Source organism: Streptomyces sp. HUAS TT11, from assembly GCF_051553595.1.
Classification (GTDB): Bacteria; Actinomycetota; Actinomycetes; order Streptomycetales; family Streptomycetaceae; genus Streptomyces.
The window spans coordinates 7,971,056-7,984,366 of record NZ_CP196184.1; the positions used below are offsets into that span (position 1 = coordinate 7,971,056).

Annotated in this window: 6 protein-coding genes and 1 pseudogene; 4 read left to right on the forward strand and 3 right to left on the reverse strand. The window is 68.0% G+C overall.

The window, feature by feature from the left end; translation table 11 throughout:
* Positions 1-99 precede the first annotated feature (99 nt).
* Positions 100-624: a YcxB family protein gene (locus tag ACSHXN_RS35825; protein WP_355130261.1), complete on the reverse strand. Its 525-nt coding sequence runs from the start codon at positions 622-624 to the stop codon at positions 100-102.
* Between the two features lie 288 nt (positions 625-912).
* Between ACSHXN_RS35825 and ACSHXN_RS35830 the strand changes: the two are divergent.
* A pseudogene (locus ACSHXN_RS35830) lies at positions 913-1,253 on the forward strand (IS701 family transposase); the annotation flags it as partial.
* Between the two features lie 173 nt (positions 1,254-1,426).
* Here ACSHXN_RS35830 and ACSHXN_RS35835 read toward each other — a convergent pair.
* Positions 1,427-2,689: a phosphatase PAP2 family protein gene (locus ACSHXN_RS35835; RefSeq protein WP_355130257.1), complete on the reverse strand. Its 1,263-nt coding sequence runs from the start codon at positions 2,687-2,689 to the stop codon at positions 1,427-1,429.
* Between the two features lie 129 nt (positions 2,690-2,818).
* Complete coding sequence (locus ACSHXN_RS35840) at positions 2,819-3,157, reverse strand: hypothetical protein (RefSeq protein WP_438305132.1); 339 nt, start codon at positions 3,155-3,157, stop codon at positions 2,819-2,821.
* A gap of 694 nt (positions 3,158-3,851) precedes the next feature.
* On the opposite strand from ACSHXN_RS35840, the gene ACSHXN_RS35845 reads away from it, so the two are divergent.
* From ACSHXN_RS35845 to ACSHXN_RS35855, 3 genes are all read left to right on the forward strand, one after another.
* Positions 3,852-10,883: a glycoside hydrolase domain-containing protein gene (locus tag ACSHXN_RS35845; protein ID WP_438305134.1), complete on the forward strand. Its 7,032-nt coding sequence runs from the start codon at positions 3,852-3,854 to the stop codon at positions 10,881-10,883.
* A gap of 705 nt (positions 10,884-11,588) precedes the next feature.
* On the forward strand, positions 11,589-12,065 hold the full coding sequence (locus ACSHXN_RS35850) for a DUF4265 domain-containing protein (protein WP_438305136.1): 477 nt from the start codon (positions 11,589-11,591) through the stop codon (positions 12,063-12,065).
* 145 nt (positions 12,066-12,210) lie between these two features.
* Entirely contained in the window at positions 12,211-12,687 is a 477-nt protein-coding gene (locus ACSHXN_RS35855; RefSeq protein WP_438305138.1) for a hypothetical protein, read from the forward strand.
* Positions 12,688-13,311: the final 624 nt, after the last annotated feature.

Genomic DNA, 13,311 nt, shown 5'->3' on the forward strand with positions numbered 1-13,311 from the left:
CGCTTCTTCCAGACCGGCTCGACCTCGAACAGCCCGTCGGCGCCATGCATACCGCGATCACCCCGCCGCGATGATCACGAGTCGTAGGCGGGTTGCCCGTCAGTGAGACACGCGCTCCTGAACAACCGGCGCGCCGTTGGGGGTCACCGCACCCCGACCAGCGACGAATGCCGAGAACTCAGTCAGCTGCTCGGGGGTGAACGCGCGCTTGGGGAGCACGATGAAGAGTCGCGCTGACGGGTGAAGTAGGAAGGCTTCGCTTGTCTCTCGGATCTTGATGATGGCAGCCCACTTGAATTCACCACGCTCAAGATCCGTTTCGATCGTGAACCGATCCGCGGTCAGAAGCACTTGCGTGGGCTTGCACAGGCGAGAGGCTTGCTTCTTCACTCCCATCCTTGTGCCGAGTGTCAGCAGCAGGACGTACAGCACCCCGACGCCTATGCAGAGGAAGCCAGTGGAATCCGGGCCGTCGTCACCGCGCCCCAGCGTCAGGGCAAGGCCGAGTACCAGAAACACGATTGCGACGGCCCACACGATGATGCGTCTTCGCCGGGCCATCCTGAGGCGGGCGTGTATGAGCTCGTCCGGTTGCAATACGTAGGACAGATCGATGTTCACCATGGACCTCCGAGGCAGGGATGATGCGGCATCCTCCCAGCGTGTCCAGGATGCGATCAAGTTTGTACGTCGTAACCGACGGAACGAGTGCAAAAGCGCGAAGCTCTGTTCGACCACCCACCGGTGACACCCGGACCTGAGTCGCGGTCGGTGCCGCGACGGGCGACGACGGGGGTGTTCCCAGGGCTTGGGCCAGTGGATGCGCGTGGTCCCAGCCGTGGTCGGCGTGGAGCGCAACTGGTCGCCGTCGGAGCCGTCCCGCCGGACGCGCACGGTTGCTGCGGCCTGGAGCAGGACCGCCGGCACGGGGGGATCGCCCGGCGCAGCGTCAGCAGGCCCGAGGAGATTTCCTACTACATTGTCTACCGTCCCGCCGACATCACCAGGACGGGCTGATCCGCATCGCGGCAGCCGACGGTTGGTCGAGGAGTGCTTCCAGAGGGCGCAGCAGGAATGCGGCCTCGACGACCATCAAGTGCGCCGCTGTCCCAGCCGGCGCCGCCACATGACCCTGGCCATGGCTGCCCACGCCTGCCCTGACCGTTCTGCGCGCCCGCCAGCTCGACACGGACAACGCAGAAACGGATCCTCCCAGCTCATCCACCTCAGCCTCGCCGAGATCCGGCGCCTGATCGCTCGGCTCACCGACCGCCACCCCACCCCGGGCGATCACATCGTTCAGCGGTCGGCATGGCGCCGCAGTCGCCGACACCGAGATCGCCTCAGGCACTACAAACAGCGAGGCGCAGCCCGTGAAAGCTTCTCAGCAGTCCGAAAGCACCGTCGCAGTGCTTACAGGACAAGCTCAGACCAGTCCGGGTTGTGGTTTCGGTTGCCGCGCCAGTGCGGCTTTCGGTTCCCACAGTCTGGTGGTCCGGAGATAACCGTGCACCACTGAGGTCATCGCCAGAATGAGAAGCGGTCCGAACACCCATGGGTGGTCGGCCATCTTCACCGGCAGATAGCGATATGACAGCAGCAGTGCAGCGAAGACCGCTGTGCCGTGAGCGACCAGTTGGATTCCGGGCCGGTCCCAGCCGCGTGCGAGCGAGCGCAGACCCGCCTCGATCGTGTACGCAAAAACCACGCCGGCAACGATGTCCGCGCCGTAGTGGAAGCCGAATCCCAGCGTTGCGCCGAGCGTGGCGACGAGCCAGAACGTACCGGCGATGCGCAGAACGCGTGGACCCCGACGGGAGTGAATGAAGATCGTGGTAGCCCACGCGGTGTGCAGACTGGGCATGCAGTTGCGCGGAGTGATTCCGTCGAAGGGCATCAGGTGCGGTGCATTGACCGGCGTCGGGGTGTTCGGCCACAGGTCGCCCAGCGCCCAGCTCCCGCCGTCGGCGCCGAAGGCGAAGACCGGTCCGACCACCGGGAACAGCATGTAGATGCTGGGCCCGAGGAGGCCGATGACCAGGAATGTGCGCACCAGATGATGGTCCGGGAAGCGGCGTTCGGTCGCGACGTTGCGCAGCTGGTAAAGGGCCACGACGACCGCGGCCACCGCAAGCTGACCGTAGACGATGTTGAGAGCATGGGCGCCGATCGTGCCGGTGGACCTGACCATCCGGCCCACCAGCCACGAGGGGTTGCCCAGCGCGTGATCGGCGGTTGCCACGTACTGGTCGAGCACCATCGATCGGGTCTTCGATGTGATGAGCAGCCAGGTGTCACCGGTCTTGCGACCCGCCACCAGCAACAGGGCCAGCCCGACCCCCTTCAAGAGCAACATGCGTTCCTGGCCGGTACGGCGGGTCACAGCAAGGACGGCACAGCCCAGGATCACCCACAATGCGCCGTTCCCGAAGGGGTGTCCCTGAGTCACCCTGATGTGGGCCGCCCACCGCACGAGAATGAAGACGACGTCGATGCCGATCGCGATACCTGCCGCGAGGAACCGCTGCCGCCGGGGGAGTACCACCATCATCAAGGCCAGACTGGCGTACAGCAGGAAGCCTGACTTGGGCGGGACCACCACCTCTTGCACCTGCTGGGTGATCGGACCGGGCAAACCGTAGTGACGTGCGGTAATTTCCAGTGCGACGAGGAACCCGAGTGTCGTCACACCCGCCGCGGCCCACAGTATTGCCCGTGGTTGACGCCATGCGGAGAAGCTAATTCCGCGTCTTATTCGCGAAAACACCCGCGATGCTATCGATATCAATGATGGGCCGATTTGTTAGATGTTGGTCGATTAATTCACTTCGTGCTGGACGGCATGTTCTGTCGGCGAGGGGCGATCGGGTGATCGTCGCGAGTTCGAACATGTTAGCGGAATGTTCGTTCGGAAGACATGGAACGGCAGCCTGGCGTCAGGGTGTTCGCGCCGCGCTGCCACCGCGAACACCGCGAACACCGCGAACACCGCGAACACCGCGAACATCGCGAACATCGCGAACATCGCGAACATCGCGAACATCGCGAACATCGCGAACATCGCGAACATCGCGAACACAACCGTCCGCGCCCACCCGGTGCCTGACGGAGCATCGGTGGGTCGACACGACGTTCGAGCGTGTTCGGTGGTCGGCACGGTGGGGGTCGTGCGCCCTTGATGTTTCGTTGCGCTTCGGCGGGGCCTCCGTGCTCGACGCCGGGCGGCGCTCCGCGACATGGGGGACGGGGCGACCGGCGGGCGGTGAACCGCCGTCGACGCGAGGTGTCGGAACTGCCCTGAAGGCACAGCGTCGGACTCAACCGTCGGACAGACTCGATTGCCCGTCGCATCCGAGTCGAAGTCCGCCTTGCGGGGAACCCGGTTGAACGACAGACGCGGATCCACACACGGATGAGGTTCAGCCCGCAACACGCCTGTACTTATCGGCACATGACCGGACAGTGCGGGCCGTAGCCCTGCCGTGCGGCGCGGTCGACAGTGGTTCGCACCAGTGGGAAAACGTCGGCGAACTCCGAACCCCCGGCGCCGGGGTGACCTGCACACCGGGTACCTCCCGTACGCACGGAGCCGCGCCGAAGGCGAAGTCCCGCCGTACGCAAAGCCGGTACGTCGTCCTTACGGCGCCCCGCGCGCACGAACTGTACGATCGCTGTTAGCCCGCTGTACGCCTTCTCCATGTGTCATGGCGGACGGTTGTGAACGCGGCGGGTGCGATCCCGTGTGTCCACTGCCGACTCAGTCTGGGTTGCACGCCCGGCGGCCGGGCTGACAACGTTGTCTTCTGGTGAGGCCGGACCGTGCGTGCGTATCGCGACGCTGGAGAGGTTACGTGCCCATCAGATCTCATCCCCCCTTGCCCCGCGGGATCCTTCCGAGACCCGCCCACCGGCATCGCCGGCCACTGCGCGCGGCGTTGGCCGCGCTGCTGACAGGAGCGCTCGGGATCGCCGCGCTGGCGGGGGGCGGCGCGGCCGCAGCACTGCCCGCCGCGACCACGTCCGCAGGGTCCGCAGGGACATCCGGCGGCACGGACTACACCAAGCTCGTCGACCCGTTCGTGTCGACGGCCGGCGACGACGGCAACGACCTGCCGGGCGCCCAGGCGCCGCACGGTCTGGCCAAGGTCAACCCGCTGACCACGCCGAACCGCAACCACACCGGGTACGACTACAACGAGGACCACATCGCCGGGTTCACCGCGACGAACCTCGACGGCGTCGGCGGCTCGGGAGGCGGTGGTGACCTGCTGGTCGTCCCGACGTCCGTGCAGTACGACAGCCGCCCCGCCGCCGGCACATACGCCCACGCGTACAGCCACGACGACGAGAGCGCGACGCCCGGTTCGTACCAGGTGGGCCTCGGGGCGATCTCCGGAACCGCGTCGTCGGTGAAGCAGGACTCCGGCACCATCAAGGCCGAGATGACCGCGACGACGCGCACGGCGCTGGAGCGGTACAGCTTCCCCGCCGGGTCGAACCCCGAGCTCGTCCTCGACCTCGCGAACAACTTCACCAGCCGTACGCGCTCGACCATGAAGGCGACGACGCTCCCGGACGGGACCACTTCGATCGCCGGACTGATCGCGGGTTCGTTCAACGGCGCCTCGTACAAGCTGTACTACAACGCCACCACGAACGTCCCCGTGACCTCTCTGAAGAGCTGGGGCAACGACGGCAAGCTGAGCGACGCGACCACGCAGGACGGGTCCGACACCGGGGCCGTGCTCGGGTTCGACAAGTCCGCCGGGAACGACATCGAACTGCGTATCACGCTGTCTCCGATCAGCGCGGAGCAGGCCGCGACCGACCAGCGCAACGAGGTGGGCCACCTCACCTTCGACCAGGCGCGCGCGCAGTCCAAGGCGGACTGGAACAGCGCGCTCGGCGCGGTCGACGTGCACTCCTCGGCGAAGTCCGACCCCGGGTCGACGCTCACCAAGGAGTTCTACACGCACCTGTACCGCATGTACGCGCTGCCGGTGAACGCCACCAGCACCAGCGGAACGTACCGCGGCGCGGACGGAGCGGTGCACAAGGCGAACGGCTTCACGTACTACGACGGCTGGTCCACCTGGGACGACTTCCGCAAGTACTCCGTCGAGGCCTACATCGACCCGGCCACCTACCGAGACATGATGCAGTCGCTGATCGAGCTCTTCGCCGACGTGCACACCTCCGGCAAGAGCCTCGGCAGCCTCACCCACTCGGTCCCGACCGTGCGCTGGGAGCGCTCGGCCGTGCTGGTGGCCGACGCGCTGTCGAAGGGCTACAAGAACTTCGACCGGCTCGACGAGGCGTACCCGGCGCTGCTGTCCTACAGCGGCTTCTACACGGGCGCGCAGCTGCGGCAGGGATATGTCGCGAGTGATCCCGGTACGACCGTCCAGCGCGGCTACGACCAGTGGGCGCTCTCCGTCATCGCCGAGGCGCTCGGCAAGAAGGACGACGCGAAGAAGCTGCGGGCCCAGTCGACGATGGCGATCGACAACCTCGTGAAGTCCGGCGCCTGGACCGCGGCCGACGGCACCAAGGTGGGTCTGCTCACCCCGCGTGCCGCGGGCGGCGACTGGCAGAGCGCCGACTACGAGAAGTTCGAGGCGGCCGGCCTCTACCAGGGCACGCTCTGGCAGTACCACTGGTACGACGCGTACGACATGGGCGGCCTCATCAAGGCCATGGGCGGCGAGAAGGCCGGCAAGGCCGCGATCGAGCACATGTTCGGCGAGGACTCGAACGTCGACGACGGCTCGACCATGCTGCACTCCAACGCGAACGAGATCGACCTGCAGGCCCCCTACCTCTTCAACTACGTCGGTGAGCCGAGCCTGACGCAGAAGTGGGTGCGGTCGATCTACACCGGCACGACCTGGAATCGCTACATCGCGACGGGCTCCACGAACGAAGCCCCCAGCTCCGGCGGCCAGTTCACCCCGCCCGTCAAGACCCAGGTCTACAAGCTGTCCCCGAACGGCTTCCTGCCGACCATGGACAACGACGCCGGCACCATGTCGACCATGTTCGTCGGCGCCGCGCTGGGCCTGTTCCCGGTGACCGCCGGCTCCAGCCAGTTCCAGATCGGCAGCCCGTTCTTCGACTCCACGACGATCACCTACGCCAACGGCACCCGGTTCACGGTGAAGGCCGACGGGGTGTCGCCGAGCAACTACTACGTGCAGAGTGCGACCCTCAACGGCAAGCGGTTCGACAACACGTGGCTCGACTACGCGCAGATCATCGCCGGCGGAACCCTGGACTTCACCATGGGTTCCAAGCCCTCCCAGTGGGGCGCTCACACCGAGCCCGCGTACTCGCTGGACAGCGACTCGGGTGACACGGGTGACGGCGGCGCAGGCACGGACAAGGGCGACACCGTCGTGTCCGCCCGCCCGGACACCGTCGAGACCACCGCGGACGGCACCGTCGACGGCAGCGTGAAGCTCACCCTGTCAGGACCGGCGTCGTTCGCCGCCCACAAGGGAACCAGCCTCACCAAGACCGGCGCGGCGACCGTGACCGGCCTGCCGAAGGGTGTCACCGCGGACCTCCGCGTCAGCGACAAGCGGACGGCGACGCTGTCCCTCACCGGCACCACTGACGTCGACGCACGCTTCGGCATCACGTTCCGCGACGCGGCCTTCGCCCACGGTGTGCGGGCCGCGACGGTGAGCGGCACCGGGATATCCCCGACCGACCCGCTGCTCATCTCCGCCGCCGCGGTGCAGCGAGGGGCCCTCGGCACACTGGTCGACCAGGCATCCCTGGTGCGCAGCGGCAACTACTCCGACGGCTCCTGGAATCTGTTCAGGGCGGCGCTCGAACGCGCTCGTACCGTCCTCGCGGACACCACCTCCGCGACGGGCACGATCATGGCAGCCGACGATGCGCTGCACTCCGCGATCGACGCGCTCACCATCGACGAGGGCGGCTACGCCGTCCTGCAGGCCGAGGCCCCCGACCAGATGGAGGGCCCCAGCCTGGTGAAGGAGGCGTACTACTCGGACGGCGACCTCGGCGGTGTCACCGAGGGAGCGTGGGAGCGGTACAGCAAGCTGGACTTCGGCGGGGTCGCCCCGCGGAGCATCTCGGTCCGCTACGCGAACTCGCAGCCGACGAACGCCAAGCCGAGCAGCGTCGACATCCACGCGGGCGCCGCGGACGGCCCCGTCGTCGGCACCGCCTCGCTCCCCGGAACCGGCGGCTGGCAGTACTACACCACGGTGCAGGCGGCCATCACCGACCCGGACGCCCTGCTGAGTGCGAAGAGCGCGACGTTCGTGTTCCACGCCCCGTCCGGACAGCAGTGGGTGTCGAACTTCGACTGGTACCAGTTCTCGCCGAACGAGGTCTCCTCGTCGCCGTCGACCACGCTCGCCACGCTGACCGCGGTGAACAGCACCACGACCGGCAACGGCTCGCTGCCGCTCAACCTCTCGAACGGCATCTTCGAGAACGTGACGAACGGCGCGTGGGCGCAGTGGAAGGACACGAACCTCCGCGACGGCGCTGACATCGTCACCGTCCGCTATGACAAGCCCCAGTCGCGTGCGGCGTCGGACTCGCACATCGAACTGCACCTCGGTTCGAAGGACGGACCCAAGCGCGTCGACATCCCCCTCGAGTACAGCGGTTCGGGCTGGGGAACCATCGCCACCACGACCGTGCAACTCGACCCGAGCGTCTTCACCGGCGTCCAGGACGTGTATGCGGCCTTCGTCTCCAGCACGCAGACCGGCACCCAGCCCTACGTGGGCAACATCTACTCGCTGACCCTGGCGCAGGACGCCGACGCCCCCGTGGGCTTCGACGCCACCGCGTTCCGCTCCAACAGCGGCGGCGGGCTCAAGAGCGAGCCGGTCGGGTGGACCGGCGCAGGCTCCGCCACCGACCTCGGCGGCACGTACAACGGAGCCTGGCTCAACTACGGGGACATCGACTTCGGCAGCTCCCCGAAGAGCACCGTCACGATCACGTACGTCAACAACTCCGCGCGCTGCGGCACCGGTTCCGCCGTCCAGCTCTACCTGGACTCCTTCGACGCGGCCAACCCCGGAACGCCGTACGCGACCGTGCCGCTGCCGGTCACGGGAGCCGCGTGGTCGTCCGGAGGGACGACGAGCCTGACGCTGCCCAAGGCGATCACCGGCTCGCACACCGTCTACCTGCGGCTGACGACGAACCCGGACTCCTCGCACCCGTACGTCGCGAACCTGGGCCGGATCACCTTCAACCACGTCGACACGCCCGCCGTCACGGACAAGTCCGCCCTGCGGAAGGCGATCGACCAGTACGAGGGACTCTCCGGCGACGCGCAGCGCTACAACGCGATCGACTTCGGTGTGTACGTGCGCGAACTCGCGGCCGCACGCGCCCTGGTCGACGCCGACGATGTGACGCAGTCCGAAGTCGACGCACAGACGCGCAGCCTCACCCTCGCCGCCAACCAGCTGATCCCCCTGCCGAGGCTGAAGCTGGAGGACCTGGTCGCGACCGCGTCGGCCCTCGACAACGACCGCTACACGGACGCGTCATGGAAGGCGTTCACCGAGGCACTCGCCGCGGCGAAGACCGCGGTCGGGGACGACACGTCCACGGACGCGACCCTCACCGCACGGTACGACGCCCTTCGCCATGCGGTGTCCGCGCTCACCACGAAGCCCAAGACGGTGCCGGCCGCGCCCGACGCGGTGTCGGCGACGTCGTCCCGCACGAGCGTGACGGTCGCCTGGTCCGCACCCAAGGACGACGGCGGCTCTCCGGTCACCGGCTACAAGATCACCCTCGACGACGGCCACCAGGTCGAGATCGACGATCCGGACAGCCGGAGCACCACGTTCACCTGGCTGCGATCCGGCAGGTCGTACACGGCACGCGTTCAGTCGGTGAACACGTTCGGTGCCTCCCGCCCGAGCGCCGCCACGGCACCCGTGGTGGCCGACGGCGGCAGGCCGCAGACGCCCACCGTGACGGGTGTGATCACCGACGGCAAGCAGGTCCGGGTGACCTGGCGCGCCGCCGGCGACGGCGGATTCCCGATCATCGGCTACACCGTGGCCCTCGGTGACGGAACCACCGCGCACCTTCCCGCGACGGCCGACACGGCACTGCTCACGACCACGGGCAAGGCCAAGGCGCACACGGCCACCGTCACCGCGGTCACCCTGGCCGGCACCTCGGACGACTCTCCGGCGACCGCGCCGGCACCCGTCTCGGCGACGGCCTCGGCGGACGCCTCCGACCCGGCGTACGAGCCGTCCCCCTTCCCGGACGAGACGCTCAAGGCGAACTACGCCTCGGACACGTGGCCGGGGTCCGGCGACGGGACGGACTACTTCTACGGTTTGCTCAACGGCATCGGTGACCTCGGCTCCGGCATCCTCGGCGCCAACACCAAGGTGCCCTTCGGTACACCGCTCACCGCCGAGAACGACCGGATCGCCGTGCGCATCAACAACGCGGCGACGCAGAAGGAGGTGGACCGGGCCGAGGTCGACGCGACGAACAGCTCCACCGTCACCATGGCCGACGGCCTCGGGTCGCGGCTCGGCACGATCTACCTCGACGCCCTGAACGGCGGCCGACTGCCCAAGACCGGCGCGCTGTTCTCCCGTGTCACGCAGGGCCTCGACAAGGGTGGAGCGGCGAAGGACCACTTCGGCTACCTGCGTCCGTACGTGCGGCTCGGGTTCGTCGGCGACGGCGGTGACATCTACGAGTCGCAGGACGGCTCGTACGGCAGCCTCACCACCAGCGGCTCGTACCCGAGCGGCCACACCTACGGCGGCTACGAGGCGGGGACCATCCTCGCCACGCTCCTGCCGGAGCTGGCACCGTCGATCCTGGCGCGCACCTCGGAGTACGGGAACAACCGCATCGTCCTCGGGTTCCACTACCCGCTCGACGTCATGGGCGGCCGCATCACCGGCCAGGCCACCGTGGCGCACCGGTGGGCGGACCCCGACTTCGCGAAGCTGCTGATGCAGGCCCACACCGAGATGGAGAACGTGCTGCTGGCCAGTTGTGAGAAGGAGGGCTACGGCGACACACTCGCGGCCTGCGCGGGCGACCCCTACGCCGGACTGAGCACGACGCAGGACGTCGACCTGTACACGCAGCGCCTGACCTACGGCTTCCCCCAGGTGGGCAAGTCCGGGCAGACCCTCAAGACACCGTCCGACGCGGCGGCGCTCCTGACCACGGCCTTCCCGAACCTGACGGCCGAGCAGCGCACGCAGGTCCTCGAGCAGACCGCGACGGACTCGGGCTACCCGCTCGACCTCACCGCGGACGGCGAGGCGAGCTGGCAGCGGATCAACCTGGCGGCGGCGATGGCGGCGAAGGTGGTCGTGGGCGCCGACGGGTCCGTGAAGGTGACGAACCACTCGGACGCCACGAAGGCCAGTGTCGCCGACGCCGAGGCGATCACCGTCGGAGGCGTCGCGATCGACGGGTTCGATCCGGACGTGTCGACGTATGTCGTCGACTGGCCGAAGAACAAGGGGATCCCGGCCGTCACCGCCGTACCGGCCCAGTCCGGCGCACGGGTGAAGGTCACCGAGGGCAGTTCGGTCCTCTCGTCGACCGGGTCCCGGTTCACCACCCGCACCATCAAGGTGACCTCGGCCAACGGTTCGGTCACCCGGACCTACACGGTCGGGTTCCAGCGCACGGACCGCGATCACCGGCCGACCGCGGCCGGAGGTCACGGCGGAGACGGCGGTGACGGCGGATCCGGCCATTGGCTCCCCGGCACACGGGGCCACGGCTACAACGGAGCCGGCCTCGTCGGCGGCGCCGGACTCTGGTCGGCGTTGACGGATTGGGCGGAGCCCCTGTGGATCCCTCGGGCGCAGCGCACGACGTGACCGACGGACCTGCCGCACCCCATGCGGGTGCGGCAGGATCACGCTGAACCTTCGTGACGCAGGACCGCCGCCGACGGCCCCTCCGGATGAACGTGTTGCTGTTCATCCGGAGGGGCCGTCGGCATGACGGCACGGCCGTTCACGGCGGTGGCGTGGTGGTCCACCGTTGGGCGCGGGGGAGCCCTGGCCGCCGAGGCCCCGGCTGCCCGGCCGGCGAGGCACCCCGAACCCGCGTCATCACTGTGACGCTTCAAGGCAAGCTCCGTATCGTGGCGCCGTGACGGACGAAGAAGAGCCCAGGCTCCACGTGAACCGTTGGGGCGACACTTCAGGTGGGGCCCCAGGTGTGAGCGGGTCCCGCAGGGTGGACATGTGCTCGTGCTTCGACCGGTCCAGGCCGCATCCGCGAGCCCGAGTCGGCTTCCACCCCGAACGGCAGAACAGCTCCGCCCCGGGCCGGCGGCACCTGCTGGACTTGGTCGACGAGGCCGCAGACGACGAGCGCGAAGAGTTCAACGAACACAGCCAAGCGCCTCGGTGTGCCTGCTGCAGATCGTGATCCCGCTGATGGGCGTCCGGTGACAGCGAACCTTGACCACGCGCCATTGAAGGCTCGACTACTGGCCCTCTGGTGACAGCGCAGTTTGATCGCCCAGCTCAGGCCCGATGCGGCGTGCCGTTGGCGGGTGGCGCATGATGCCCGGCATGGAGGGCACGGTCGAGAAGATCAAGGTCTGGTTCCGGTTCGTTCCTCGCGAGGGGTGGTTTCCGCAGGATACCGAGGGCCTTTGGGCTACGATGCTCAGCGCTGACACGGCTCGTCTGCAGAACGTGCCCTTTCTTCAGGATGGGGTGGCCGAGGGTGACGTTGTACGGTTCCGGACTGACTCGGAAGGGCTTCACTGGGCCGTGGGGCGGGTCAGCGCCTCCGGCAACTGCACGATTCGCGTAGTGCCCCTTCCTTCCGGCCCGTTGGGACGAAGCCCTCAGGCACTTCATCAGTGTCTTTCGAGATTCGGGCTCGGTGGCGAGGTCTTCAGCCAAGACTTCCCGATGGTGGCCTACAACGCACCGGCCGGAGGCGACTTCCACGGGATCAAGGCGCTCCTGACCCGGGGCCAAGAGGATGGGTGGTGGCACTACGAAGTCGCCTGTGCCACCGATGAGTGGTGGAACGCCTGAGCTTCGCGCGCCGCGGGAAGGCCATCGGTGTGGGGCCCTTCAAGCCGCTGCGGCAGAACGACATGGCCCATCTGAACTCGGTCGGGCCGGCTCATGACTTCGATGCCGTCGGCCATCAGACGTTCAACATCGGTTGGGAGAAATCGTGTTCCGTCGCCTGGCCCGGATGTCGGCGTTGTTCGCGGGCGTGCTGCTGGTCGGGGGTCTGGCCGCCCGTGATCCGGACGGCCTGCACTCCGCCGAGCATGCCGGGCCGTTCCCGCACGAGTCTCCGTCGGACGCCGCCGACGTCAGCCTCGACCAGGCCCTGTCCGACTACGGTGTCCGCCTGCCCGAGGGGGCCGAGGACATCGCTTACGGTGCCCTCAAGGCATTGGACGGATACCCGTTCAACGTCCAGTTCTCCATGCCGTGCGCCGGTGTCCCGGCGTTCGTCCAGGACAACCGGCTCGCCTCCGCAGGTGAGAAGACGCCCGACCAAGTGCTGACGGATGTCGTGGACGCGGGGTTCACGCCGGACGCCGGACCGGCCTACACCCGGGCGAAGGGAACGAAGCTGCCCGAGGTCGTTGGAGCGGTCTTCGAACGATCGGGAACATGCAGGATGTTCCTCGGTGCCTGAGCCGATCGGAAGCTGTCGCAGTACCGGCGCCCACCTCGGGCCGGGCGGGTGACGGCCTGGCGAAGGGCACTCGCCCAAGCACGGCCGGAAGCCGGCACCCCCACAAGGGGGCCCCGGCTTCCGGCCTGTCGTCCGGCCGACCGATGGTGACCGGAATCGGGAAATGGCTGTCACGCGGAACCGGACGGCCTGGTCCAGGACCCGCCACATGATCGGCAGCGAGGCCACCGGACCGAACAGCTCCTCGCGATCGGTCAACACACCGATGCCGCTGATCGCGTCCGCGCCATCGGCCTACTGCCACGGCGAGATCGCTGAACACCCGCCCCCGGCCCATGGGTCGGCACGCCCTTGCAGTTGCCGGGCAAAGGGTCGGTGTCACCCTCAACCAGACCCGTGTACCCGGACAGCTCCCGCAGCGGACCGACCCCGGCGTGCGACACCACGCCCTGCGCGTCCGCGCTGAGCACGCCCCGACGTACCCGCTCGCTGCATCTCGTCCATGGAGTGCCGTCCACCTGACGATCCCCGGCACCTTCGAACAGCCCGAGAATCCCGACAGGACGGGCACGGCCCGACCATGGGCACGGACCACCACGGGTGTCGAACGGACGGTGCCCCGGG